The sequence below is a fragment of the Streptomyces sp. NPDC055239 genome (assembly GCF_053606205.1).
Genome location: NZ_JBSGRD010000001.1, coordinates 206,735 through 230,376 on the forward strand (window position 1 = coordinate 206,735; position 23,642 = coordinate 230,376).

22 protein-coding genes are annotated in these 23,642 nt (G+C 68.9%); 5 read left to right on the top strand and 17 right to left on the bottom strand.

Going from position 1 to position 23,642, the window contains the following annotated elements; all coding sequences use genetic code 11:
- Nucleotides 1–52: 52 nt before the first annotated feature.
- From ACWFRJ_RS00865 to ACWFRJ_RS00890, 6 genes are read right to left on the bottom strand one after another with little or no spacing between them, the layout of a single operon-like run.
- The gene (locus ACWFRJ_RS00865) at nucleotides 53–2,338 is read right to left on the bottom strand and encodes a glycoside hydrolase family 3 N-terminal domain-containing protein (RefSeq protein WP_453523565.1); all 2,286 of its coding nucleotides are present in this window, start codon (nucleotides 2,336–2,338) and stop codon (nucleotides 53–55) included.
- On the bottom strand, nucleotides 2,335–4,269 hold the full coding sequence (locus ACWFRJ_RS00870) for a glycoside hydrolase 5 family protein (RefSeq protein ID WP_453523568.1): 1,935 nt from the start codon (nucleotides 4,267–4,269) through the stop codon (nucleotides 2,335–2,337). The genes ACWFRJ_RS00865 and ACWFRJ_RS00870 overlap by 4 nt, the downstream gene beginning before the upstream one ends.
- 57 nt (nucleotides 4,270–4,326) lie before the next feature.
- The gene (locus ACWFRJ_RS00875; protein ID WP_453523571.1) at nucleotides 4,327–5,376 is read right to left on the bottom strand and encodes a LacI family DNA-binding transcriptional regulator; all 1,050 of its coding nucleotides are present in this window, start codon (nucleotides 5,374–5,376) and stop codon (nucleotides 4,327–4,329) included.
- Entirely contained in the window at nucleotides 5,373–6,200 is an 828-nt protein-coding gene (locus ACWFRJ_RS00880) for a carbohydrate ABC transporter permease (protein ID WP_383265368.1), read from the bottom strand. The genes ACWFRJ_RS00875 and ACWFRJ_RS00880 overlap by 4 nt, the downstream gene beginning before the upstream one ends.
- A gap of 44 nt (nucleotides 6,201–6,244) precedes the next feature.
- Nucleotides 6,245–7,177: a carbohydrate ABC transporter permease gene (locus ACWFRJ_RS00885; RefSeq protein WP_453523575.1), complete on the bottom strand. Its 933-nt coding sequence runs from the start codon at nucleotides 7,175–7,177 to the stop codon at nucleotides 6,245–6,247.
- Between the two features lie 43 nt (nucleotides 7,178–7,220).
- Nucleotides 7,221–8,513: an ABC transporter substrate-binding protein gene (locus tag ACWFRJ_RS00890; protein WP_453523578.1), complete on the bottom strand. Its 1,293-nt coding sequence runs from the start codon at nucleotides 8,511–8,513 to the stop codon at nucleotides 7,221–7,223.
- A 262-nt stretch (nucleotides 8,514–8,775) separates the two neighbouring features.
- Here ACWFRJ_RS00890 and ACWFRJ_RS00895 point away from each other — a divergent pair, with 262 nt between their 5' ends.
- Together ACWFRJ_RS00895 and ACWFRJ_RS00900 are read left to right on the top strand one after the other, a co-directional pair.
- A complete protein-coding gene (locus ACWFRJ_RS00895; protein WP_453523581.1) occupies nucleotides 8,776–10,797 on the top strand; it encodes an oxidoreductase in 2,022 nt (673 codons plus the stop codon).
- Nucleotides 10,798–10,911: 114 nt separating this feature from the next.
- Nucleotides 10,912–11,454: a PadR family transcriptional regulator gene (locus tag ACWFRJ_RS00900; protein ID WP_453523584.1), complete on the top strand. Its 543-nt coding sequence runs from the start codon at nucleotides 10,912–10,914 to the stop codon at nucleotides 11,452–11,454.
- A gap of 110 nt (nucleotides 11,455–11,564) precedes the next feature.
- On the opposite strand, the gene ACWFRJ_RS00905 is transcribed toward ACWFRJ_RS00900, so the two are convergent.
- Both ACWFRJ_RS00905 and ACWFRJ_RS00910 read right to left on the bottom strand, forming a co-directional pair.
- Nucleotides 11,565–12,074 carry a hypothetical protein gene (locus tag ACWFRJ_RS00905; protein ID WP_453523586.1) on the bottom strand — a complete coding sequence of 170 codons (510 nt, stop codon included), beginning with the start codon at nucleotides 12,072–12,074 and terminating at the stop codon, nucleotides 11,565–11,567.
- A 200-nt stretch (nucleotides 12,075–12,274) separates the two neighbouring features.
- Nucleotides 12,275–13,264: a fibronectin type III domain-containing protein gene (locus ACWFRJ_RS00910; protein ID WP_453523589.1), complete on the bottom strand. Its 990-nt coding sequence runs from the start codon at nucleotides 13,262–13,264 to the stop codon at nucleotides 12,275–12,277.
- 231 nt (nucleotides 13,265–13,495) lie between these two features.
- Here ACWFRJ_RS00910 and ACWFRJ_RS00915 point away from each other — a divergent pair, with 231 nt between their 5' ends.
- Nucleotides 13,496–14,224, top strand: coding sequence for a glycoside hydrolase family 75 protein (locus ACWFRJ_RS00915; protein ID WP_453523591.1), 729 nt, complete (start codon nucleotides 13,496–13,498; stop codon nucleotides 14,222–14,224).
- A gap of 32 nt (nucleotides 14,225–14,256) precedes the next feature.
- Here the strand turns inward: ACWFRJ_RS00915 and ACWFRJ_RS00920 are convergent, their stop codons facing one another.
- The 6 genes from ACWFRJ_RS00920 to ACWFRJ_RS00945 all read right to left on the bottom strand — a co-directional run bounded on the left by ACWFRJ_RS00920 (nucleotide 14,257) and on the right by ACWFRJ_RS00945 (nucleotide 19,771).
- Nucleotides 14,257–14,667 (bottom strand): PTS-dependent dihydroxyacetone kinase phosphotransferase subunit DhaM, encoded by a 411-nt coding sequence (locus ACWFRJ_RS00920; protein ID WP_453523593.1) that lies wholly within the window; start codon nucleotides 14,665–14,667, stop codon nucleotides 14,257–14,259.
- Nucleotides 14,660–15,268, bottom strand: coding sequence for a dihydroxyacetone kinase subunit DhaL (gene dhaL / locus ACWFRJ_RS00925; RefSeq protein WP_453523596.1), 609 nt, complete (start codon nucleotides 15,266–15,268; stop codon nucleotides 14,660–14,662). Before dhaL ends, ACWFRJ_RS00920 begins: the two co-directional genes overlap by 8 nt.
- A gap of 97 nt (nucleotides 15,269–15,365) precedes the next feature.
- On the bottom strand, nucleotides 15,366–16,358 hold the full coding sequence (gene dhaK / locus ACWFRJ_RS00930; protein ID WP_453523599.1) for a dihydroxyacetone kinase subunit DhaK: 993 nt from the start codon (nucleotides 16,356–16,358) through the stop codon (nucleotides 15,366–15,368).
- Nucleotides 16,359–17,363: 1,005 nt separating this feature from the next.
- A complete protein-coding gene (locus ACWFRJ_RS00935) occupies nucleotides 17,364–17,495 on the bottom strand; it encodes a hypothetical protein (protein ID WP_453523601.1) in 132 nt (43 codons plus the stop codon).
- A 111-nt stretch (nucleotides 17,496–17,606) separates the two neighbouring features.
- Nucleotides 17,607–17,732, bottom strand: a complete 126-nt coding sequence (locus ACWFRJ_RS00940) for a hypothetical protein (protein ID WP_453523604.1) — start codon at nucleotides 17,730–17,732, stop codon at nucleotides 17,607–17,609.
- A 407-nt stretch (nucleotides 17,733–18,139) separates the two neighbouring features.
- On the bottom strand, nucleotides 18,140–19,771 hold the full coding sequence (locus tag ACWFRJ_RS00945) for a molybdopterin-dependent oxidoreductase (protein WP_453523606.1): 1,632 nt from the start codon (nucleotides 19,769–19,771) through the stop codon (nucleotides 18,140–18,142).
- 500 nt (nucleotides 19,772–20,271) lie between these two features.
- Here ACWFRJ_RS00945 and ACWFRJ_RS00950 point away from each other — a divergent pair, with 500 nt between their 5' ends.
- Nucleotides 20,272–20,856, top strand: a complete 585-nt coding sequence (locus ACWFRJ_RS00950; RefSeq protein ID WP_453523608.1) for a fasciclin domain-containing protein — start codon at nucleotides 20,272–20,274, stop codon at nucleotides 20,854–20,856.
- Nucleotides 20,857–20,927: 71 nt separating this feature from the next.
- On the opposite strand, the gene ACWFRJ_RS00955 is transcribed toward ACWFRJ_RS00950, so the two are convergent.
- Both ACWFRJ_RS00955 and sigK read right to left on the bottom strand, forming a co-directional pair.
- The gene (locus ACWFRJ_RS00955; RefSeq protein ID WP_453523611.1) at nucleotides 20,928–21,677 is read right to left on the bottom strand and encodes an anti-sigma factor; all 750 of its coding nucleotides are present in this window, start codon (nucleotides 21,675–21,677) and stop codon (nucleotides 20,928–20,930) included.
- The gene (gene sigK, locus ACWFRJ_RS00960) at nucleotides 21,674–22,258 is read right to left on the bottom strand and encodes an ECF RNA polymerase sigma factor SigK (RefSeq protein WP_453523614.1); all 585 of its coding nucleotides are present in this window, start codon (nucleotides 22,256–22,258) and stop codon (nucleotides 21,674–21,676) included. Before sigK ends, ACWFRJ_RS00955 begins: the two co-directional genes overlap by 4 nt.
- A gap of 350 nt (nucleotides 22,259–22,608) precedes the next feature.
- Here sigK and ACWFRJ_RS00965 point away from each other — a divergent pair, with 350 nt between their 5' ends.
- Entirely contained in the window at nucleotides 22,609–23,103 is a 495-nt protein-coding gene (locus ACWFRJ_RS00965) for a DUF4383 domain-containing protein (protein ID WP_453523617.1), read from the top strand.
- 75 nt (nucleotides 23,104–23,178) lie between these two features.
- Here ACWFRJ_RS00965 and ACWFRJ_RS00970 read toward each other — a convergent pair whose 3' ends face one another.
- Complete coding sequence (locus ACWFRJ_RS00970; protein ID WP_453523619.1) at nucleotides 23,179–23,496, bottom strand: hypothetical protein; 318 nt, start codon at nucleotides 23,494–23,496, stop codon at nucleotides 23,179–23,181.
- Nucleotides 23,497–23,642: the final 146 nt, after the last annotated feature.

The following is a 23,642-nucleotide window of genomic DNA, read 5'->3' on the forward strand; positions in this document are numbered from 1 at the left end:
CGGGCTGCGGGGGCGCGCGGCTGGCGGGATTCGGACGTGGCGCTCGTAGTGTTCACGAGGGCGTCAGGGTCAGGCGGGCGCCGCTCGTCCGGTCGGATGAGGGCCCGGTCTCAAGCAGCAGCTCGCCGGGCTCGACGACGTACTCCAGAGCGCGGTCCAGCGAGGCCAGAGTATCCGCATCGACGACGAAGACGACCTCGGCGTGTTCACCGGGGGCCAGGTCGAGGCGGGCGAAGCCCCGCAGCTCACGGACGCGCGGCCAGGAGCTCGACCCCGAGACCCGGCGCACATAGAGCTGCACGGTCTCAAGGACGGCACGCGCTCCCGTGTTCGTCACGGAGACCGTGCAGGTGAGCGTCGGATCCGAGACCGGAGCCTGAGTGCGGGAGAGCCGGGGCTCCCCGTATTCGACGGTCGTGTAGGACAGGCCGTGGCCGAAGGCGTGCAGGGCGGTGGCCGGTTGGTCCACGTAACCCCGGTAGCCGTGATCCTTGGCGTTGTAGAAGACCGGGAGCTGGGCGGCCGAGCGCGGTACGGAGACGGGCAGCCGCCCCACGGGATCCGCCCGCCCGAAGAGCACATCGGCGACGGCCCGCCCTCCCCACGGCCCCGGATACCAGGCCGAGAGCACCGCACGGGCCCGCCCGGACAGCTCCGGCACGGCGTGCGGCCGACCCTGGACGAGGACCACGACGACAGGGGTACCGGTGGCGGCCACGGCATCGAGCAGCGCCAACTGCGCCTCCGGAAGGCTCAGGTCGGCGAGGTCGACGCCCTCGCCGCACGTCATGCCCGCCGGGGTACCCGAGGTCACGACGGCGGCCCCATTGCTGTCGAAGCGGGTATCGGCCTCCCGCGCGCTCGACCCACCGAGCACGAGGACGGCCGTGTCGGCACCGGCCGCAAGAGCCACGGCCTCCGCGACCCCGGTGCGGTCGCCGCCGACCAGCTCGCAGCCCCGCGCGTACGTCACCTCGCTGCCCGGCGGCACCACCGCCCTGATGCCGTCGAGGACGGTGAGCCCGGTGCCGGGGCGCTGCGGCGCGGTGTAGTCGCCGAGCTGCTGGGGGAGTGAATCGGCGTTGGGGCCGATGACGGCGATGCGGGACGGGTCCGCCAAGGGGAGCGTGGCCCCGTCATTGCTCAGCAGGACGACGGACTCGCGGGCCAGGCGCTCGCTCAACTCTCCCAGGGCGGGGGAGTGCGCGAGGTCCTCGTCGACGTAAGGCCGCTCGAAAAGCCCCAGACGGAACTTCAGCGCGAGAACGCGGGCCACCGCCGCGTCCAGGACGTGCTCGGAGACCAGACCCCGCTCCACCGCCTCCGCGAGCCGGGGGAACGAGGCGTCCCACAGACTCAGATCCGTCCCCGCGCCCAGAGCGAGCGCGCCCGCCGCCACCGGGTCACCGGCAAGACGCACGAGTCGGTCAAGGGCGCACCCGTCGGCCATGACCAGGCCGGTGAACCCCCACTGCTCGCGCAGCAGACCGGTGAGCAGCTCACGGTTGGCCGCGCAGGGCAGACCGTCGTACTCGTTGTACGCGGCCATCACGCCCGCCGCTCCGGCGCGGACCCCGGCCCGCGCCGCCACCAGGTGGATCTCGTGGAGTTCGCGCGGGCCCAGCTCGGTGGCCGCGCTGTTGCGGCCGCCGATCGTCGCGCCCTGCCCGGCGAAGTGCTTGAGCACGACCGCAGCCCGGTCGGGGGCGAAGGCGGCGTCGTCACCCTGCATGCCCCGCACCAGCGCCTGCGTGAAGCGCGCCGCCAGATACGGGTCCTCGCCGAAGCACTCCTCCGCACGCCCCCAGCGCGGATCCCGCACCAGATCGAGCGCCGAGACGAGGGCGACATGACCGCCCCGGGCGCGCAGCTCGCCGGCCGCAGCTGCCGCCGCGGCCTCGTACAGTTCCGGATCCCAGCTCGCGCCCACCGCCAGATTCACCGGAAGGATCGTGCCGTCCAGGGCCTGATGGCCGTGCGGGACCTCCTCGACGAGCAGGACCGGAATGCCGAGCCGCGTGCTCGAAATGGCATGCCGCTGCACCGAGTTGGCGACCCGCGCCGCGTCCGCAGCGGTGATGCCGTCCGCGAACGTGACACCCGACCAGGGGTCGGCGCGCTGCAATCCGTACAGCGCGCCCATGCCGTCGAACGCGGCGACCTCGGCGCGGAAGGCGTCCGTCAGACGGTGGCCCTCGGGCGTCCGCTCATAGGCATCCCAGCCGTACATCCGCTGGTTGACCTGGCCCACCTTCTCGGTGAGCGTCATCCGCGAGAGCAGGTCACGCACCCGCTCGGCGACCGGAGCGCCCGCCTCCTGGTACAGCGGCGCGCTCATCGCTGTTCGAGGACGCGCACGCCGAACGGGACGAGCCGCACCTCCTCCACCGCCTCTCCCGTCACCAGGTCGTGCAGCGAACCGTCCACCGCCGGACGGACCGCCAGCTCCTCGTCCGCCTGGCTGACCAGCCACACGAACCGGCGCCCGTCCTCGTGCACCAGGACGTCCGCCGAGACGTAGGGGCTGTCGACCGTCACCGGCCGCCGCACGCCCGCGAGGTGGGCGAGGGCCGCGTAGAGGCGGTGCGTCTGCTCCGGGTTGACGCGGGCCGTGCGTGCGGCCATGTGCTCAAGGGGGTAGGTGGCAAGGACCGTGCGGCCACGGCCCGTCTCGTTGACGAGGAGCGCCGGGCGGCCGTGTGCGTCCTTGGCCACGACGCGCGCTTCCGTCGGGACGACCGGCAGGTAGGCGCGGCTGTCCTCGTTGCCCGCGACGGGGAAGCGCAGCGTCTCGCCCGCCGCGATACCGCCGAACTCCTCGGTGAAGGTCAGCTCGAGTACGTCGTCCTCGATGGGTTCGGCCACCCCGTAGGTGAGCTGGAGTTCGACGCCGAAGAGCCCGTCCAGGTCGTCGAACCACGGGCCGCGCGTGCCGGGGTGCTCGCCGGAGCAGAACGACAGGTACACGGTGGCGCCCTCGCGCGCCCGCCGCTCAAGATCGCGCCGCGTCCGGGTGGTGAACTGCCGCGTTGACGGCAGGAGATACAGCGCCGCGTCCCCGGGAAGACCGTCCGCCTCCCGCGTGAGAGCCACCGGGAGATCGGCCCCGCGCGCGGCGACGTACCCCTGATGGAGAGACGTGAAGATCAGCGGACGGTCGGCAGGGCGGCTGTAGGGGTAGCCGCGCTCCAGGAACGCGGGCACGACGAGCGCCGCGTCCGCGTCCGAGCGGCGGCAGCGCGCGAAGTCGACCTGTCCCAGGATCTCGGAGAACGCGGCTATCTCGACGAGTGGAGTCTTCGGGGCGCCGGTGCTGTCCGTGATGCCGAAGTGCATCTCGAAGGGGTGGTGGTCGTAGGGCGACTGGTCCCACAGGTCGTCGTAGTCGGTGTTGTTCCAGGCCATCCACCCCGTCGCACCGCCGAGGAGGGAGTTGTGGAGCGTCTGGCGGTAGTAGATGCCCGCGTTCTGGGCCGACACGGTGTCCGTCGAGAGCCCGAACTCCTCGAGAATCACCGGCTGCTCGGTGACGCCCGCAAGCTCGCACTCGAACGCGGCGCGGTAGTGCTGACGTACGCGATCCGTGTCGGAGCGGTAGACGTGCGGGCCCACGAAGTCGACGTACTCGGCGGTGTCCCGCAGCGAGAAGCCGTTGTCGCGGCCCGTCACCTCGATGCCCCAGGCGCCGTCGCCGAGCGACACCGGCTGCGTGCCGCCCGCCGCGCGCACCGCGTCGCACATGAACTGCGCCCAGGCGGTGACGACATCGCTCGACGGCGGATCCACCTGGTAGATGCGGCCGTAGCCCGGCATCTCATTGGTGATGAGCCACCCCGTGATCGCCGCGTGGTCCTTGAAGCGGCGCGTCATCTGCGAGACGAACCACGCCTGTCGGCCGACGAGCCACACGTCCTCGTAGAGGTCGCGGTCCCCGCGCCACGCCGGGTCCCAGTTCTCGCCCGACATGTGCCCGACGATGAAGGTGGGCACCGTGCCCATTCCCAGTTCGGTGTGCGCGTCGAGGAAGTCGCGGAAGCGCTCGCACAGTTCCTCGTCGACGCGGTGCGGCTCGGGGTGGAAGTCCGGCCAGTAGAAGAACGAGCGGGTCATCGTCAGGCCGTGCTCACGCAGCACGGACAGCTCCTCGCGGACCGTCTTCGGGTCGTAGTTCCGCCACATCAGCGGACCGCCCGTGCGGGACCAGAAGTTGGCGCCGATCCAGGGCAGGACGGCGGAGTCATGGGTGAGGTGTGTGCTGTGGCGTCGCATGGGGGTACTCAGGTCTTTCCGTACGGGGGTGAAGAGGTACTCAAAAGGGCGTGGCAGTCAGTCGGCGGGGCCCGTCGACTCGCGGACCACAAGCCGTGGTCGGTCATCCAGGGCCAGGAGCGGCACGTCCTCGCCGCACTGCACGAGCAGCGCACGCGCGGCGGCCGCGCCGACCCGCTGCACCTGCTGGTCGACGGTCGTCAGACGCGGGTGCAGCCAGCGGCCGATCGGGAGATTGTCGTAGCCGACGACGGACAGCTGGTCGGGGACGCGAAGGCCCGCGCGCTGGGCCGCGCCGATGCCGCACACCGCCATGGAGTCATTGGCGTACATGACGGCGGTGGGACGCTCCGCCATGCCGAGCAGTTGCTCGGTCGCGGCGACGGCCGCCGCCTCGGAGAAGTCGGTGCTCAGTACGGCGGCGGGTTCAAGTCCCTTGAGCAGCAAGGTCTCTTCGAAGACCGCGCGGCGCAGTCCCGTGTGCAGCAGCTCGCCGGGCCCCGACACATAGGCGATGCGCCGGTGGCCGAGCTCCATGAGGTGGTCGACGGCTTCGTGTATGCCGGCGCCCTGGTTGCCGAGGCCCACGGTGGGCACGGGCGCGTCCGGGTGGGGCGCGCCGAGCAGTACGGCGGGCAGGCCCAGGCCCCGCAGGAGCGGCGGGCGCGGATCGTCGGCGCGGGCGTCGGTCAGGACGGCGCCGTCGACGCGGCCCTCGGCGGCGAGGCGTTCGTACAGCGCGCTCTCCTCGGCCACGTCCGTGACCAGATGGAGCAGCAGGCCGTAGCCGCGCGGCGCCAGTTCGCCCTCAAGACCGGTGATCAGCTCGCTGAAGTGCGGGTCCGCGCCGAGCACGTCCGTGGGGCGGCGCACCACGAGGGCGAGCGTGCGGGTACGCGCGCTGCGCAGCGCCGTCGCCGTCGCGCTCGGTGACCAGCCGAGCTCGGCGGCGGCGTCCAGGATGCGGCGCCGGGTGGCCTCGGAGATGCGGCCCTTGGCGTTGAAGGCCTGCGAGACGGCGGCCGTGGAGACCCCGGCCGCCGCGGCGACCGCCTTGATCGTCGGTCGCGCGCCGCTGTCCCTTCGGGATGTGTCCGACCCGTTCACATCTTCACCGCCCCACTGACGAGGGCCTGCTGCATCCGCTTCTGCAACACCGTGTAGACGGCCCATACCGGTACGAGAGTCAGTACCGTACCGGCGGTCAGGACCCCGTAATCCGTCCCCGTCAGGGACTTGAGGGTGGGCAGCGCGACCTGCACGGTGCGCTGGGACGGGTCGGGGCCGATGATGACGAGCGAGTACAGGTACTCGTTCCAGAAGGTGAGGAAGTTCAGGAGCAGCACCGTCGCGATGCCGGGCATGCACATCGGCGTATAGACGTGCCGCAGGACCCCGAACGTCGACGCGCCGTCGATGCGCGCCGCCTCCTCCATCTCCTTGGGGATGGTCCGCATGAACTGCACCAGGATGACGACGGACAGCGGCATCGCGGTGGCGGGCAGGAAGAGCACCATGAACAGGCGCGTGTGGAACAGACCCGTCGCCGCCGCGAGCAGGAACGTCGGGAAGAGCGCGGCGAACGTCGGGATCAGGAAGCCAAGGGAGAAGACCTTCTCCACGAAGGCCCCGAGCGGGCCCGTCGCGCGGGCGATCGCGAACGCCGCCGGAATCGCGAGGGCCAGTGTCAGCGCGAGCGAGAAGAACGTCACCAGGGCCGAGTTGACGACCGCGAGCCCCAGATCGGCGCTCTCGAAGGCCGTACCGAAGTTGCCGAAGGACAGTGAGGTGGGAAGCGAGAAGGGGCTCGCGAAGATCTGCTCGTTCGTCTTGAAGGCGGACGCGAGCAGGTAGTAGAGGGGGACGACGAGCAGCGCCGCGTACGCCCACGCCAGGATGTGCGCGGGCAGCCAGGACTTTCCGTGCTTCAAGGTGACCGGCTCCGATCGGGGGTCTTGTCGGGGGTCGTGCGGCGTCAGTAGTTCTGGCGGAACGCGCGGCGGATGGTGAGCAGACCGACGAGGCCGACCAGGAAGAGGATCACGCCGACGGTCTGGCTGTAGCCGAGGTCGGCCGCGATGAACGCCTTCTGATAGACGAGGAACGACAGCGTCGTCGACGAGCTGCCGGGCCCGCCCTGCGTAAGGAGCAGGACATGCTGGGCGGAGCCGAAGAACGTCCAGAGGAACTGGAGCATCGTCACCACACCCACGTAGTCGCGGATGACCGGGAAGTGCACGCCCCACATCGTCCGCCAGTGCCCGGCGCCGTCCAGCTGCGCCGCCTCGCCGATCTCCTCGGGCACGCTGCCGAGCCGCGCGGCGAACAGGACAGCCGTGAAGCCGATGCCGCCCCAGATGTCGAGCACGATCAGACAGGCGAGCGCCGTCGAGGGAGAGGCAAGCCAGGCGTCGGTCACCGAGCCGAGACCCACCGACTTCAGCGCCCCGTTGACCAGGCCGTCGGGGGAGAGCGCCGCGTAGAAGACCATCGCCTTGGCCGGGGTGGAGATCAGGCCGGGGATGAAGAGGAGATAGCGCAGGACCTTGTGACCCGGCGGCTTCTGCGCCACGTAGTAGCCCAGCATGTACGCGCACACGATCATGATCGGCAGCGCGACGGCGAGCTGGACCGCGGTATTGCGCACGGCGTCCCAGAACACCGGGTCGTCGAAGACCGTACGGACGTTGTCCCACCCGGCGAACGAGACGGGCTGCAGCATGCCCGGCCAGTGCAGGGCCGCGATCACGAAGATCGCGATCATCGGGCCGACCATGAAGACCAGGTACCAGACCAGGGCGGGGACGGCGAGGATCGTGCCGCCCTCACGGCGGCGCTTGCGGACGGGTGGCTTCGACGGTGCGGGGCGGACCTCGGTCCCGCCCGGCGTCGACATCGTTGTCGTCATCTCGGGTGACTCCCAGAAGGCTCGGGCGGCTCGGGCGGGCGGCTCATGCGGTGCGGTACGCGGCTTCGAGCACGGAGCGCACCTTGGCGGGGCTCGTGCCACGGGTGAACGCCGTACTGGTCGCGGTGATCAGCGGCTGTGTCGCGGCCGGCGGGATGTAGATGTCGGGCAGCAGGGCCTGGCTGACGTCGTTGCCGAGCTTCTGCGCATCGGCGACCAGCGGGAAGTCGGTGCTGAGCGTGTCCGAGCGCAGGGCCATGTCGCGTCCGCTCTCCTTGATGAAGCGCGACACGGTGTCCGGGCGGTACATGAAGCGCAGGAACTTCTCGACGGAGTCCAGCTTCTTCGTGCCGTTCGGGCTGATCCAGAAACCGATGAGGGTGTACGTCCGCAGGATCGTCGGCTTGTCGTGCGCGGCGTCCGGCGCGAGCGGCCAGCCACCGACCTCGGTGTGCCGGGCGATGTTCTCCGGGACCTTGGCGAGCGCCGACGACATGGCGGACTGGATGGCGGCGGCGCCCGTGTTGAACTGCGTCGTCATCGTGTCGGAGGTCAGGCCCTGCGCCTTGTCGGCGAAGACGCCCGCGTCTCGCAGCGCGGCGAAGTACTCGATGCCCTCGCGGGCGCCCCTGCTGCCGCTGAAGTCGCCGCTCCGGAACACCTTCTCCGCCTCCTCGGGGGTGAGGAAGGTCTGGATGATCTGGGCGAGCAGCTTCTGGCCCGTCCAGTCGTTGCCGCCGACGGTCACCGGGGCGATGCCCTTGGCGCGGAGCCTGCGGGCGGCGGAGATCAGCTGGTCGCCGGTGGTCGGGATCGCGTCGACACCGGCCTTGTCGAGCAGCGCGGTGTTGTAGGCGACGGGCCAGTTGGTGGCGAAGTACGGGAAGGCCTGCAGCCGCCCCTTGGCGTCGGTCCAGGCGTCGAGGGCGACGGGCAGGACGCGCTTTCGCAGCCCCCAGTCGTCCATATATCCCTTGACGTCGACGGTCGCTCCGACATCGGTCCAGGCCAGCGTCTTGTCGTAGAGGTTGACCATGACGACGTCCGGCTCCTTGCGGGCGAGCCGCGAGGTCTCGTAGACCTGCGCGAGGTCGTCGCCGTTGACAAGGTTCTTCACCTTCAGGCCGGGGTTCTCGTCCCGGAAGGTGTTCAGGGCGGACAGATAGGTGGGCGAACCCGGGGCGGTGGTGCCGAGCTGGCTGTGCACCACGAGCGTGTCGGGATCGGAATCCGCCGACGCCAGCGTGGAACAGCCGGCGAGGGCGGGCAGGGTGGTGGCGGCGGCCAGGCCTGAACCTGCGGCGAGGAAGCCGCGCCGACTCATCGTTGAGCGCACAGCGGGATGTCTCCAACCAGGACGATGACAACCAGGGGTTAATCGATATACCTGCGGGGGTGACAGGAGCGTAGGAGTGCTTCGTTGAATGGTCAATCCCCTGTTGCGCACGGTGAATCTTCCGGCGAAACAGTCATAACGGTCACCGCTCGGAGTGTGCCGTGCCGAAGTGGCGCCCGCCACGTCTTTATGCAACTAGTTGCACAAGGGATCGGCGTCCTCTAGAACTGTCCTGACGACACACCCCGTACGGAGGGCCCGCATGAGCCGCTACCCGAACCTGCTCAACCCGCTCGACCTGGGCTTCACCACCCTGCCCAACCGGGTCCTGATGGGATCCATGCACGTGGGCCTGGAAGAGGCGCCGAACGGTTTCGAGCGGATGGCGGAGTTCTACGCGACCCGTGCGCGCGGCGGTGTCGGCCTCATCGTCACCGGTGGCATCGCCCCGAACGAGCTCGGCCGCCCCTGGGACGGTGGCGCCAAGCTGACCACCGAGGCGGAGGCGCAGAAGCACGCGGGCGTCACGGACGCGGTGCACGCCGCGGGCGGCAAGATCGCCATGCAGATCCTGCACTTCGGGCGGTACGCGTACCACGAGGGCCTGGTCGCGCCGAGCGCGATCAAGGCGCCGATCAGCCCCTTCGTTCCCCGCGCTCTCGAAGACGACGAGGTCGAGCAGACCATCGAGGACTTCGTGCGCGCCGCCGAGTTGGCCAAGCTCGCGGGCTACGACGGCGTCGAAGTCATGGGCTCCGAGGGCTACTTGATCAACGAGTTCATCGCGGCCCCCACCAACCACCGCGAGGACCGCTGGGGCGGCGCCTACGAGAACCGCATCCGCTTCCCCGTCGAGATCGTCCGGCGCACACGCGAGCGCGTCGGCGCGGACTTCATCCTCATCTACCGCCTCTCCATGCTGGACCTGGTCCCCGGCGGCTCGACCCTCGAAGAGGTCGTCCACCTCGCCAAGGAGATCGAGGCCGCAGGCGCCACGATCATCAACACCGGCATCGGCTGGCACGAGGCGCGCATCCCCACCATCGCGACATCGGTGCCGCGCGGCGCGTACGCCTTCGCCACGAAGAAGGTCATGGGCCAGGTCTCCGTGCCGCTCGTCACCACCAACCGCATCAACACCCCCGAGATCGCAGAGCAGTTGCTCGCCGACGGCGCCGCCGACATGGTGTCCCTCGCCCGCCCGCTGCTCGCCGACCCTGACTTCGTCGCCAAGGCGAAAGCCGAGCAGCCCGATGCCATCAACACCTGCATCGGCTGCAACCAGGCCTGCCTCGACCACACCTTCAACCTGCAGATCACCTCCTGCCTGGTGAACCCGCGCGCCTGCCACGAGACGGAGCTCGTCCTTACGCCGACCCGCCACAAGAAGCGTGTGGCCGTCGTCGGCGCGGGCCCGGCCGGGCTCGCCTTCGCGGTGTCGGCGGCCGAGCGCGGCCATGACGTCACGCTCATCGACGCGGCGTCCGAGATCGGCGGACAGCTCAATGTCGCCCGCAAGGTGCCCGGCAAGGAGGAGTTCGACGAGACGCTGCGCTACTACCGCACCCAGCTCGAACTGCACGGCGTGGAGATCCAGTTGAACACCCGGGCCACCGCGGCAGAGCTGGCGAAGGCTTCGTACGACGAGGTGGTCGTCGCCACCGGAGTCACGCCCCGTACCCCCGAGATCCCCGGCATCGACCACCCCAGCGTGGTCGGCTACCTCGACGTGCTGCGCGACAGCGCGCCCGTGGGGGAGCGGGTCGCGATCATCGGCGCGGGCGGCATCGGCTTCGACGTCGCCGAGTACCTCACCGACAGTGGCGAGAAGGCGAGCCTGGACCCGGTGACGTACTTCCGTCAGTGGGGCGTCGACATGGACTACAAGGACCGCGGCGGCCTGACCGCGCCCGACCGCCCGGCCCCGCCGCGCTCCGTGCACCTCCTGCAGCGCAAGACGTCCAAGGTCGGCCAGGGCCTCGGCAAGACCACGGGCTGGATCCACCGCACGGAGCTGCGCCACCGAGGCGTCACCATGGTCGCCGGTGCGAGCTACGACCTCATCGACGACGCGGGCCTGCACATCACTGTCGACGGGCGTTCCACGGTCATCCCCGTCGACACAGTCGTCCTCTGCTCCGGCCAGGACCCGCGCCGCGACCTGTACGAGGAGCTGCTCGCCGCCGGACACAGCGCGCACCTCATCGGGGGCGCGGACGTGGCGGCCGAGCTGGACGCCAAGCGCGCCATCAAGCAGGGCACGGAGCTGGCCGCGGCGCTGTGACACCGGGCGGCTTGTGACACCGGGCAGCCTGTGACACCGGTCGGCCTGTGACATCGGTCGGCCTGTGACACCGGGCGCCCGGTGTCACAGGCCGCCGTACCTAGGATGGCCGCCATGTCACTGCCGCACGCGATCCTCACCGCCCTGCTGGAGAAGCCTTCGTCGGGGCTTGAGCTGACCCGCAGGTTCGACAAGTCGATCGGCTACTTCTGGTCGGCCACGCACCAGCAGATCTACCGCGAGCTGGGGAAACTGGAGCGGGAGGGTGCCATCCGCGCCCTTGAGCGGCAGCAGGCCACCCGCGGGCAGAAGAAGGAGTACGAGGTCCTGCCAGCGGGCCGCGCCGAACTGGCCCGCTGGACGGCGGCGAGCCAGGATCCCAAGCCGCTGCGGGACACGCTGCTGCTGCGCCTGAGGGCGGCGGCGGTCGTCGGCACGGACGGCATCGAGGAGGATCTTCATCGTCATCTCGCCCTGCACCGGGAGCAGTTGGCCGAGTACGAGGAGATCGAGAAGCGGGACTTCCCGCCGGGCGGCGACGATGCGGTCGAGGACCGGCTGAGGCATGTGGTGCTGCGGGCCGGGATCGACCTGGAGACGTTCTGGACGCAGTGGCTCGAGCGGACGTTGGAGGAGCTCGGGGCGCCGAAGGCCTGAATGGTCGTGACGGTCGCGACGGTCGTGCACGTGACGGTTGCCGCCGACCCGATGTGAGTCGGGACCGGCGGCAGCCGCACTTTCCTCGTGGCTCTGGCTCTTACCCTGGCTCAGAGCCGGTGCGGCATGCTGCGGCGACGCAGGTACCAGGCGCCTGAACCGCCGGCGGCCAGGACCACGAGGGCCCCGCCCGCGACGAGCGTGAGCGTGCCCCGGTCCTCGCTGCCGCCGCCGAGCCCGCCCTGGACGCCGCGCGCGGGCGCCATCGTGGACGAGGTGGTCGGCGTGGTCCCGACGGTGACCGTCTGAGAACCGGCCGCAGTGCCGTCCTCGCAGACCACGGCCACTGTATGGATGCCGGTGGCGACGTTCTGCCAGGAGGCGCTGCCGCCCGTCAGGTCCACTTGCCTTCCTTGGGCGAAGCTGGCCTGGCCGTTGCTCATCAGCGCGGCCTTGCCGCCGTCGGTGCAGGCCGCCGTGGTGACCGTGACCGTCGATCCCGTGGCGCTCACCGTGATCCCTCCGGCGGCGGACGCCGACGGAGCGGTCAGTGCGAGCGGTAGCGCGGCCGCAGCGGCGATGGTCAGGCCGGAGCGGACGAATATCTGAGTGGTACGCATGAGTCTGCCCTCCGGCGGCACGGGAGGCGGTACATCCCATGCGCCGCCGAGGGTCGGGGAGCGCCCGTGCTACCTGACGACGAGCCAACGTGCCATCCGCCAGGGCCGCATGCGGACAGCCACCGGGCAGGTGACGGAATCCTTCGTACGGCCGACAGCTGATCCGCCGTCACGGGTGTCAGGTGAGTAGGAGCGTCCGGTCAGCCGGTGGTGACCGTCCGTTCGGCGGAGTAGCCGCCCCACGTCCCGTCGGGGAGCTTGGCCCGCAGCTTCACGCGGTGGCTGTCACCCGGTTCTTTGCCCACGTAGAAGCTGTGCTTGGCCTTCTTCACGGGCGCTGTACCGCCGAACACCAGCGAGGTGGCGGTCTTGCCGTCGAGGTGGATCTGATACTCCGCCACCGCGCCGCCGGTGTGCGGCGGCGTCCACGCCAGGTCGATGTAGTACGCCCCGTCGGCGCGCCGGATCTTCGCGCGGAAGTCCGTCGGCGCCGTGGCCCGCCCGTCGTCCTGCCCCTTCGCGGTGGTGAGGCGGACGGCGCGGCTGGCGGGCGACGCGTTGTCGGCCGCGTCGAGCGCCTTGACGGTGAAGCGGTAGGCCGTGCCGGGACGCAGCCCGGTGACAAGGGTCTCGCGCTCGCCGCCGCCCACACTGTGGATCTTCGATGTGCCCTGATAGATCTCGTACGACGCGACGCCCTGGTCGTCCTTCGAAGCGCCCCAGGACAGCTTCACCGCCCGGCTCCCCTCGGCTGCGCCCCGGGGAGAGCCGGGCCGTGAGGGCGGCTTCCGGTCGGCGGTGGCTGCGGCGGGCGTGGTCACCGTCAGCTTCTTGCTGGCCGGGCCGACGTTCCCCTCGGCGTCGCGGGCGCGGACGGTGAAGCTGTAGGCCGTGGAGGGCTTCAGGCCGACGACGTCCACCATGTGCTTGCCGCCCGGCACGCGCTTGACCCTGGTGGCGCCCCGATACACGTCGTAACCGGTGACCGCGGTGTTGTCCGTGGCCTGGTTCCACATGACGTGGGCGGTGGTGGCGCTGCCCGCCTGGACGGTGACGCCCCGGGGGACGGTCGGGGGCTGTACGTCCTTCGCGTCCTGGTCGCCGCCCCAGGCGCAGGCGGTGAGGGTGCAGGCGCTGAGGGCGCAGGCGGTGACGGTCAGGAGGGCAGCCAGGTGGGGGGTCCGTCGCACGGTCGTGCCTTCCGTTCGGGCGGCATTGGTCCGGACCTATTTGACACAGGTGTCGGGTGCACATCAAGGGGTGTGCGTGCGCCGTCCGGGCCCTGAGCGGCGGCCGAGGTGTACGACCCGAGACAGATTGGGATGTCTGGTCAGGTGCCTCGGTCTTTCGGCCTCCGTTCATCCGGTTCATCCGATTCGTCCGACCGGCTGTCAGTTTCTGCTCAGGAAAGGACCTTTCACGTGCGTACCAAGAATGCGGCGCTCGCCGTCGCCGCCGGAGCCGCCCTGATCGCCCCCGCGTCACTGCCCGCTTCGGCGTTTCCGAAGGAGAGCGAACCGAACCACAAGTCGGCGCAGTCAGAAGGGAGTTCGGTCGTCCAGGAGGGATCCGTGCGCGCTGACGCGCTCCTCGCCAAGGTCGGATCCTGTAAACAGGTCTCGCGCGGCAAGTACCGCGCGGACGACGGCGCTCGCGCGGACATCCCCGTCTGCGGCAAGCGGGGTGCGGTGTTCTGGAAGGCCGACATGGACATCGACTGCGACGGCCGCCGGAGCAAGGCCTGCAACCGGCGCACGGACCCGCTGTTCCTGAACGCGACGGCGTTCCAGGAGTCCAACGGCCGTCAGCTGAGCGCGGAGCGCCTGCCGTACATCGTCGTGCCGGGCGCGAGCCGCCGCTGGAACCACTCGGAGCACGGCATCACGGGCGGTTCGGTGGCCGCCGTGATCCACGACGGCAAGGTTCTGTACGCCGTCGTCGGCGACACGGGCCCCACCGACCTCATCGGCGAGGCGTCGTACGCGGCGGCGAAGTCGCTCGGCATCAGCCCCGACCCCAGATCGGGCGGCACCGATGCGGACGTCACGTACATCGTCTTCGACGGTCCCAAGGCATCCCCGATCGAAAGCCACCGGGCCGCGGTCACCCAGGGTGACGCGCTGGCCCGGCAGTTCCTCCGTCAGAACTGACCGGCGGGGTTTGTCAGACCTGCTGGTAGGGGTCAGACCTTCCGGTAGGTGTACGCCTCAGCCGCCGCGGCCTCCACCGCGTCGACGTCGGCGCCCGCCGAAGCGGTCACCATCGCCGCGACCGCGCCTTCCACGAACGGGGCGTCCACCAGGCGGGCGCCGTCCGGGAGCTCGTCGCCGTCGGCGAGCAGCGTCTTCACGGTGAGGACCGCGCTGCCCAGGTCGGTGAGGATCGCGATGCCCGCGCCCCGGTCCACCTTCGCGGCGGCCTGGGCGATGAGCTCCGAGCTGGTGCCGAGGCCGCCGTCCTCGGTGCCGCCGGCCGGGGCCACGGGCGCGGTCGCCCCGCCGCCCGCGAGCCCCGTGGCCAGTGCGGCGACGGATTCGGCGACGGCTCCGCTGTGCGAGACCAGGACGATGCCCACCAGCTTGTCGTCACTCATTTCCGGCCTCCGCGGTCTGCGCGAGCGCGTCGAAGAGGAGCGCGGAGGAGGTCGCACCGGGATCCTGGTGCCCGATGCTGCGCTCGCCCAGATAACTGGCCCGCCCCTTGCGTGCCTGCAGCGGCGTCGTGGCGAGCGCGCCTTCGTTGGCGGCGTCGCGCGCCGCGCCGAAGGACTCCGCGAGCGCGTCGACCGCGGGGACCAGGGCGTCCAGCATGGTCTTGTCGCCGGGCGCGGCGCCACCGAGCGCGCTGACCGCGTCGACGCCTGCGCGCAGTGCGTCGGCGAACTCCTGCTCGCTGACCTCGGCGGCGTCACCGAGGGCCTTGCCGGTACGCCGGAGCAACGTCCCGTAGAGCGGCCCCGACGCACCCCCCACGGTGGAGATCAACTGCCGCCCCGCCAGGGTCAGTACGGCCCCGGGAGTCGCGGGCGCCTCCTTCTCCAGAGTGGCCGCCACGGCGGTGAACCCACGCTGCAGGTTGCTGCCGTGGTCGGCATCGCCGATCGGCGAGTCCAGCTCGGTGAGCCGCGACGCCTCCCGGTCGACGAGTGCGGCGGACGAGGCCAGCCACCGGCGGAAGAATGCGGAGTCGAGCACGGAAACTCCTTGCGCGATAGACGCGATAGAACAGTCGCGAGAGAACAGTTGGGTATCTCGTACGTGATGACGGCCGTACGTGATGACGGCCGGGGTATCAACTACCCCAGCGGAGCCCGGCCGTACGCACCGGAGCGTTCCAGAGCCGCAGCAGCTCCTCGTCGACCTGACACAGGGTGACTGAGGCCCCGGCCATGTCCAGCGAGGTCACATAGTCGCCGACGAGAGTGTGCGCCACGACGACACCACGCTCGGCGAGAACGCGCTGGACCTCGGCGTTGAAGCCGTACAGCTCGAGCAGGGGAGTGGCCCCCATGCCGTTGACGAGCACGAGCACGGGGTTACGAGGGTTGAGATCCTGGAGTACGGCGTCCACGGCGTAGTCCGCGATCTCGCTGGACGTCATCATCGGGCGCCGCTCGCGACCGGGCTCGCCGTGAATGCCGACGCCGAGCTCCAGCTCGCCGCTGGGCAGATCGAAGGTGGGGCTGCCCTTGGCAGGCGTGGAACAAGCGCTCAGGGCGACCCCGAAACTCCGCGCGTTCTCGTTCACCTGCCGCGCGATCGCCTCGACCCGCTCGAGCGGCATGCCCTCTTCGGCCGCCGCGCCCGCGATCTTCTCGACGTAGAGAGTCGCCCCGGTGCCGCGCCGCCCGGCCGTGAACAGACTGTCGGTGACGGCGACGTCGTCATTGACGAGCACCTTGGCGACCTGAATGCCCTCGTCCTCGGCGAGCTCGGCGGCCATGTCGAAGTTGAGGACGTCCCCCGTGTAGTTCTTCACGACGAAGAGCACCCCCGCCCCGCTGTCCACGGCGGCGGCGGCCCGCACCATCTGATCCGGCACGGGCGAGGTGAACACCTCACCGGGACAGGCGGCCGACAGCATCCCCGGCCCCACGAACCCGCCGTGCAGCGGCTCATGCCCCGACCCTCCGCCGGAGACGAGGGCCACCTTCCCCTCGACCGGAGCGTCCCTGCGTACGATCACGCGATTCTCGACGTCGATCGTCAGGTCGGGATGCGCGGCCGCCATGCCCCGCAGCGCGTCCGCCACGACGGTCTCCGCGACGTTGATCAGCATCTTCATCTGTACCTCCTGATGAGATTAGCAGCTAAGCCTCTGGCCTGTGTCTTTGCAGGTCAGGCCAAGTGTGTCTAGTTATCGATCTTGGCGATTCTTGGCGGTCCGGGGCGGGGACCGGCGGGGCTGATGCTGACCTATTGCTGACCTTCCTGACGGTGCATCATGTCCCCGGTGGGTCGACTGGGCGTTGCTGAGATTTGCGAACCTGAGGTCATTATCGAGGGAACGGCACCAAGCGGCACGGGCTGTGGTCGAACTGTTCGAGTGAAAGTCTTTCTGCTGTCTCCGGCCAGCTGAGGAGCGGTGAGGCGTCGCGTAGGTGCGGCTGCCCTGTTTGATGGCTCGGAACACCACGGCTCGCACAGTTGCGTACTTGAGTCCCGTGCGCATGGCGCCGCCCCAGGCTCTGCGATCAGGCGTGCGCACGCTACCGACGTGCCTCACTGGCCGTCGGCAGGTCGGGCTCGGCCACCGGGATGTGTGGACTCCGCCTCTGCGGCGGGCGGGCGGCTGCGGCTTGCCAGTGATCCAGTTCGCCCGTCATGCCCAACCGCACTGCCTGTCCGATAGCCCTAGGTGCGACCGAACGCGTGCGGTTGAAGAAGGTGGCATGCCTCTACTAAGGACCTGACTGGGTAGGTCGTGAGGCGTTCCAGGGACGGCCGGAGTGGCGTTCAGGGGAGAGGCGCGACTCGCCGGGGTGTTGTTCAGTGGGCGCAGGCCTCGAATTCTGTGTGCCGCGCCCGTTCGGCATAGGTGTCGTCGTCCCGCTCGTACTGGGGAGGGGGCGGGGCAAAGATCCTCGCTCGGATTTCCCCACGGGCTTGAGCCATCCGTTCGTCGAACTCTTCGTCCGTCATCTCGCCATCACCTCCCTGTGTACGGGTAATTCGTAGCCGCCGTTATCACTGGATTGCTTCACTTTTCTGCCCTTCTGTCGAACCCTTCAGGAGAAGCCACCCATCTCTACGAATCTGTCCAACTCGGTCTACGCAGTGTCGTCAAAGGTCACGCCCGCATCAGGAGCGATGCGAGGGCGAGGTCCAAGTCGTCGTAAGCCAGGCCCAGGCTCTCCCCGCGCACCGCGCCCCGTCGGCCGCCCGTGGAAGATAGTCGGTGCACGACGAATGGGGCGCTCATGCCGAGTGACCGCCCCCTTTCGCCGTCTCAGCCGCCCAATGAAACCCGCAGGTCAGACAGCGAAATCCTGCTGGCGTACTCGATACGCGGCCTGGACAAGTCCTAGCCTCGTCATCCTGCCGTAGCCGTGTAGCGGGCGTGCTGGTGCTTCGTATGCAGGGTGCCGGGGTGGTCGGGGCCGAGTACGCGACTCCGGTCGCGAACCAGATCGGCGTACAGCTCGCTCGCGGCTGTCACGTCACCCGCCTCAGCCGTGCAGAAAGCATGCCAGTACCGAGCGTGGAGGGTCTCGGGGTCGTCAGCTCCCAGTACCCGAGCACGGTCACGAGCCAAATTCGGCCGGCTTCGGCTGGTAGGACGTGCAGAGCCTACTGTCCTGGACCAGGAACTCACGGCCACACTCCATGAGCACTTCGAAGCTGCAGCCTCGGCCAGTGAACTAATCCGGGAAGGCCGATGGAAGAGACGCTCAGTCGTCCAGCGGACCCGGGAATGCGCGGTCCGGCCGATCCGCCGCTTCCAGCGACAGCACCCGGCCAGATCCTCGGCCCCGCACACTACGACGCGGACGTACTGGCTCTTGGAACGCAGGAAATGACGTACGGCGGTGCCTGCCAGGGGGACCCCAGCAGGATCCCCTCGCATCAGTCGACGGTGACGACGACAGACGGCCAGCCGCTGGCCCCATCGGGGACGGTGCCGGTCCGCTTCTCGGTCTGGACCTGGCCGCCACGTTCGGTGGCGCGGACGGTCACGCTGTGGCTCCCGGGAGTCGTCCTCCAGGCGTAGGACCACTGACGCCAGGTGTCGATGTTGGCTTCGACCGCGAGTTTGGCGTTCTCCCAGGGGCCGTCGTCGATGCGTACCTGGACACGGTCGATGCCGCGGTGCTGGGCCCAGGCCACCCCGGCGACCATCACCGTGCCGTCCTTGATCCGTGCCAGCGGCTTTGGGGTGTCGATACGGCTCTGGGTCTTGATCGGCGCCTTCCGGGCCCAGGATCGCTTGACCCAGTACGGGTCGTAGTCGTCGAAGGTGGTGAGCTCGATGTCCTGGATCCACTTGCACGCCGAGACGTACCCGTAGAGACCGGGTACGAGCATCCGGACGGGAAAGCCGTGGGTGAATGGCAGCGCCTCCCCGTTCATCCCCACCACGAGCATCGCGTCACGGCCGTCCATGACGGTCTCGACGGGGGTGCCCAGCGTCATGCCGTCCACGGAGCGTGCGACGAGCTGGTCGGCAGGTCCGCCTTTGGACGGAGGGCGCACGCCGGCGTCGGACAGGATGTCGGCCAATCGCGCGCCAAGCCACCGTGCGTTGCCGACATAGGGGCCACCGACCTCGTTCGACACACACGTCAGCGTGATCTCACGCTCGATCAGTTCACGTCGGAGCAGGTCGTCGAAGGTGAGGGTGAGCGGGCGGGAGACGCCCTTTCCGTGGATGCGCAGACGCCAGGTGTTCGCGTTTACCTTGGGCACCACCAGGGCGGTGTCGACACGGTAGAACGCCTTGTTGGAGGTTCTGAACGAGCTGATGCCCGGAACCTTGAGCTGCGTGCCGGCGGGCAGGGTCCGTGCCGGGGACGCGGGAGCGGGCAGTCGCACCGACTTGCGGGATTCGATCGCCGCTTGTGCCGCATTGCCGTTGAGGTGACGGCCCAGCGCACCCACGCCGACGGAGGCGGCTGCTGCCGCGGAAGCTGTGATCACGAACCCGCGGCGATCCCACCTGGGGCCTTGGTCCAGGCCCGGATCTGATCGCCGGGGCCGACTGTGGGCGGTCAGTCTCCCGATGAGGAAGTAGAGCAGTGCAGCTCCCACCACCGCGCCTGCTACTGAGGGCAGCGCGTCGGCGAACCCCGATGAATCGGGCCGTGTCAGGGCGGCGGCCCCGCCGATCACACCGAACAGCAGCACCCCCGCCGCGCCGACTCGCTGGTACCGCAAGGCCACGATGCCCAGAACCACGGCGAGCAAGGCCAACGTCCCCAGGATCCCGAGCTGCAGGACCAACTTGTCGTTTTCGCCGAAGTGGCGGATTGCCCAGTCCTTGACGGGTGTGGGGGTGCGGTCGATGGCAGCTCCGCCGACCGCGATGATCGGCCCCGCTTCGGGTCGGACCGCGGCAGAAACCAACTCGGCGACGGCGAGCGCCGAGAACCCCGCCAGCAGCCCGCTCAACGCGCCCAGCGGCAGGCGCACCCAGAGTTTCGCAGATGTCGTCACGGGCTCGATTCGACCCCAGAAGTACCTGCCTCCCCATGTTGGCATGCCGACGAAACCAGTTCCCCACCCGCATGCCCCAGCGCCCAGTGCTTCACCTCTCCCGAAGCTGAGCCTGGCTGACCGTTGCTGGTGTAGCCCCTGGCGTGTGGAAACCAAACGTTTGGAGACCTGGCCACGCTCCTGGGTGTGGGATGCCGCGAACGAGGCATCAACGGGGCGCATTCTTTTTGGGGGAGGGGATGTCCTGGCGATGGCTCAGGCGGGTGGCCGGATTGATGCTGAAGACATGTTCTGCGGCGAATCGAAAGGCACGTGCACAAGGGGGTGCAGCGACGGCAATAGGGCGCGTTTTCGCTGGCCAACACGCTGCACATGCGTCGCATACGTCACCTGGCTAGGCTGTCAGAGCAAAGTCTGGATCCCGGTCGGAACAGTTCTTCTCTGGGGGAAATCGGCGTCCGGGCATGGCGTGAGGCCCGTCGCTCACGCCCCCGTATCTCCGGGCGCGACGACACCGCCCGGACCCTCTCCGGGAGGAACCTCCCATGAACACCACCGCTCTTTCCCGCGCCTCAGTGGCGTCCGCTGCTGCCCTGACCCTCTCCCTGGGCATCATCGGTCCGGCAGTAGCAAGCGCTGCACCCAGCACAGCCGAAAAAGCCTACGGGCCTGCATGCTCATCCCTGCCCAAGGAGGGCGAGGGCAGCGCCGATGGCATGGCCGACGACCCCGTCGCCACGGCCGCGTCCAACAACCCGGAACTGTCCACCCTGGTGACGGCCGTGAAGAAGGCCGGACTCGTGGACACCCTCAACAACGCCAAGAACATCACCGTTTTCGCGCCGACCAACGCCGCCTTCGAGAAGATCCCCAAGGCCGACTTGGACAAACTGCTCGCCGACAAGGCCCAGTTGACGAAGGTCCTGACCTACCACGTCGTGGGCGAGAAGATCCCTACGGACAAGCTCAAGGACGGCACGTTCAAGACACTGGAGGGCAGCACTCTCACCACCTCCGGGTCGGACATGAAGTACAAGGTCAACGACTCGGCCAACATCGTGTGCGGCGACGTGAAGACCTCCAACGCCACCGTCAACCTCGTCGACACCGTCTTGATGCCGAAGAAGTAGGCATCAGCAACTGAACTGGCAAGGGGCGCGGCCCGGGACGGACCGGACCGCGCCCTCGGTCACCTCCGTGGTCATGCGGGGAAGTCGATCAATCCGACCGGTGGCAGCGTCGGCGTCTTGGAGCCTCCGGCAGGCTCGACGGTGATGCCGATCCCGGTGGCCCTGTCGATGTCGCCTTCCATGAGGGTGACCTGGTTGCTCTTGTCGCGATTGAGGAGTCCCGCCGGGCGCATGGTGCCTTCGTCGTTGAACCAGAGTTCGTAGACCTTGTCCTTGGGCGGGGCATCGAGGCCGGACGCCGTGAAGACCGCACGGTTCTGGCTGGCCGAAGTCACCACTGCGCCGCGGGCGCCGTCGGACAGAGAGGCAGCGTGCGTGCGCGCGTCACCGGCGGCGAGCACGGACGCCACCTGATCGGCACCGGCCCGGGCCTGACTCGCCTGCGCGCGTGCCTGCTGGGCTTCTTGATGCTGCCAGGTCGCCACGCCGCCAAGGGCCGCAGCTGCCAGACAGGCGGCCAGCATGAAGTTGCGAAGCCACGTTGTGCTCCGGGGCGTGGGCGTGCTGTCTGTCTCGTGCGCCGGACGCGGCGGTTCCTGGCGGACGTTGGGGATCTGACTCAACACCGCCTGTTTGAGTGCCGGAGGCGGAGTGACGCTTGCGGCAAGGGCCAGCCGACCCGCCGTCGCGGCGAATTCCGCCACCTCGTGGCGGCAGTCAGTGCACTGGGCCAGATGCTTTTCGAAGGCTGCACGTTCATCGGAGTCCAGCGCATCGAGTGCGTATGCTCCGGCCAGGGTGTGCGGTTCAGGCGAGCTCATGTGGCCACCCCCAGGCAGTCGCGGAGGCGGATCAGACCGTCCCTCATACGGGTCTTGACCGTGCCCAGGGACGTGGACAACCGTTCGGCCACCTCGCGGTACGTCAATCCCTGATAGTAGGCCAATGTGATCGACTCGCGCTGGATGTCGGTGAGCGACTCAAGGCAGCGCACGACGTCTTCGCGTTCCTGACGAGCCTCGACCTCTGCCTCGGTAACGTCGAACTCGGGCATGCGGTCCCGCAGCGCCACCCGTTCCTCGCGAGCGGCGGAGGCCACCACCGAGCGGACGCGGTCCACCGCGCGCCGATGGGCCAGCGTGAGCACCCAATTCATTACCGGTCCCCGTTCCGGCCGGTAGTCGGCAGCGTGACGCCACACTTCCACCAGCACTTCCTGTGTCACTTCCTCGGACTGCGCGACGTCGCGGACGACAGCCCTCACCACGCCGAAGACGGGGCCCGCCACCGACTCGTACAGCCGCCCGAATGCCGCCTCGTCGCCTTCGGCTACTTGCTTCATCAGCGCGGCCAGATCTGGCTTGTCGGCCGGGTTTCCGCCGATGAACACCGATTGCCTCATGCCGACATCATCGCCGACCGAGGGGCATGCCTCCCGAGCGGGGCCTTTCAGGTCGCGTTATTGATTCGTTGCCAGTGGCTGTTCGGATTGGTGCAGGAGGGGGTGAGGTGAAAGTGCGGCGACGGAGGCATGCCGTCACCGGAGCGGGAGCGGAGTCGGAGTGGTCAATGTGTCGCGTTCGGTGACGGCAAGGCTCAGGGCGGATCGAATTCCAATAGTGAATTTTGTTCACATCGCTCCAATCCGCGCCTCACTCTGGAATCGAATTCTTGGTGGAGGACGCAACCGCTCAGGCAGCGCCTCTGGCTGCTGATCCGCATCGTCGCACTCGGGGCAAGGAGGTCACTGCCATGACTGTCATCCACGCCCGACCGTCTTCTGTCCGGCACGTGAAACTCGATGAGCATCTGCCCGTCGATCACCGTCTCAGTCAGGTCTACCGCGTCACCGCAGGAATTATGGGCCTGTTTCTGCTGGCTTTCGGCGTCCTTGGGCTCGTCCACCGTATTGGCTTCTTCGACACCGGCAGCCATACCACTCTGGGACTCAGCACGAACGGCGCCTTGAGTGTCCTGTCCATTGCGATGGGTGCGCTGCTGCTGGCCGTTTCTGTCCGCGGCGGGAATGCAGCTTCCACGGTGAACATGGTGGCAGGTGTCGCCTTCCTCATCGCAGGCTTTGCGAGCCTGTTCACCCTCGACAGCAGCTACAACTTCCTCAACTTCCGCATGCAGAACGTGCTGTTCAGTTTCGCCGTCGGGCTGCTGCTAATGGTCGGCGGCATGTACGGCAGGGTCAGCGGAAGCCTCCCCCACGACAACCCGTATTGGCGCTCACGGAATTAACCGGCCCGGCAGAAGGCTGGCTGCTCCGGAGGCCGATAGCCGGCCTCCGGAGCACCGCTGAGCGGGGAACCGGCCTCAGGGGCGGACGCCGCAGACCGCCAGCAGGCAGAGGTTGAAGCCCTGGGTGTTGCTCGGCCCGGCATTGTCCCCGGAATCGTGGCCGCCGACCGAGCAGCGCGACAGCAGGCACAGATTGCCGCCCTGGATGCCCCGGTAGGCGTAGGCGGCGGCCGGAGACGCTTCGCGCGGCTGGTCCGGCCGTATCGACTGCGTCTTCGGCGCGGTCGGCTCACGCACCTCGGTGGCTCCGGCGACAGTAGCGGTCGACAACAGCAGTGCGCCGGCGGCCGCAGTCGCGGCTCCCCAACGCAGCACGGTGACGGGGATGTTCATGGACGCTCCAAGTGGTCTCGTGGGTCTCGCTTCGACTGAACTCAGACACGGGATCTTCGGAGCGCCGCGCCGCGCAGATTGGTGACTGGCTCAAAAACATTGCCTTTTGACTTGTGTGCGCCTGTGAAGTTCGGAACTCGCCCTAC

What these genes read in the sequence shown, in the direction of transcription:
- ACWFRJ_RS00950 (WP_453523608.1), top strand. Translation starts at nt 20,272, where the DNA reads ATGAACACCACCGCTCTTTCCCGCGCCTCAGTGGCGTCCGCTGCTGCC.
- ACWFRJ_RS00935 (WP_453523601.1), bottom strand. Translation starts at nt 17,495, where the DNA reads ATGAGCGCCCCATTCGTCGTGCACCGACTATCTTCCACGGGCGGCCGA.
- ACWFRJ_RS00895 (WP_453523581.1), top strand. Translation starts at nt 8,776, where the DNA reads ATGAGCCGCTACCCGAACCTGCTCAACCCGCTCGACCTGGGCTTCACC.
- ACWFRJ_RS00920 (WP_453523593.1), bottom strand. Translation starts at nt 14,667, where the DNA reads ATGAGTGACGACAAGCTGGTGGGCATCGTCCTGGTCTCGCACAGCGGA.
- ACWFRJ_RS00970 (WP_453523619.1), bottom strand. Translation starts at nt 23,496, where the DNA reads ATGAACATCCCCGTCACCGTGCTGCGTTGGGGAGCCGCGACTGCGGCC.
- ACWFRJ_RS00865 (WP_453523565.1), bottom strand. Translation starts at nt 2,338, where the DNA reads ATGAGCGCGCCGCTGTACCAGGAGGCGGGCGCTCCGGTCGCCGAGCGG.
- ACWFRJ_RS00905 (WP_453523586.1), bottom strand. Translation starts at nt 12,074, where the DNA reads ATGCGTACCACTCAGATATTCGTCCGCTCCGGCCTGACCATCGCCGCT.
- ACWFRJ_RS00870 (WP_453523568.1), bottom strand. Translation starts at nt 4,269, where the DNA reads ATGCGACGCCACAGCACACACCTCACCCATGACTCCGCCGTCCTGCCC.
- ACWFRJ_RS00900 (WP_453523584.1), top strand. Translation starts at nt 10,912, where the DNA reads ATGTCACTGCCGCACGCGATCCTCACCGCCCTGCTGGAGAAGCCTTCG.
- dhaK (WP_453523599.1), bottom strand. Translation starts at nt 16,358, where the DNA reads ATGAAGATGCTGATCAACGTCGCGGAGACCGTCGTGGCGGACGCGCTG.
- sigK (WP_453523614.1), bottom strand. Translation starts at nt 22,258, where the DNA reads ATGAGGCAATCGGTGTTCATCGGCGGAAACCCGGCCGACAAGCCAGAT.
- ACWFRJ_RS00965 (WP_453523617.1), top strand. Translation starts at nt 22,609, where the DNA reads ATGACTGTCATCCACGCCCGACCGTCTTCTGTCCGGCACGTGAAACTC.
- ACWFRJ_RS00885 (WP_453523575.1), bottom strand. Translation starts at nt 7,177, where the DNA reads ATGACGACAACGATGTCGACGCCGGGCGGGACCGAGGTCCGCCCCGCA.
- ACWFRJ_RS00955 (WP_453523611.1), bottom strand. Translation starts at nt 21,677, where the DNA reads ATGAGCTCGCCTGAACCGCACACCCTGGCCGGAGCATACGCACTCGAT.
- ACWFRJ_RS00945 (WP_453523606.1), bottom strand. Translation starts at nt 19,771, where the DNA reads ATGCCAACATGGGGAGGCAGGTACTTCTGGGGTCGAATCGAGCCCGTG.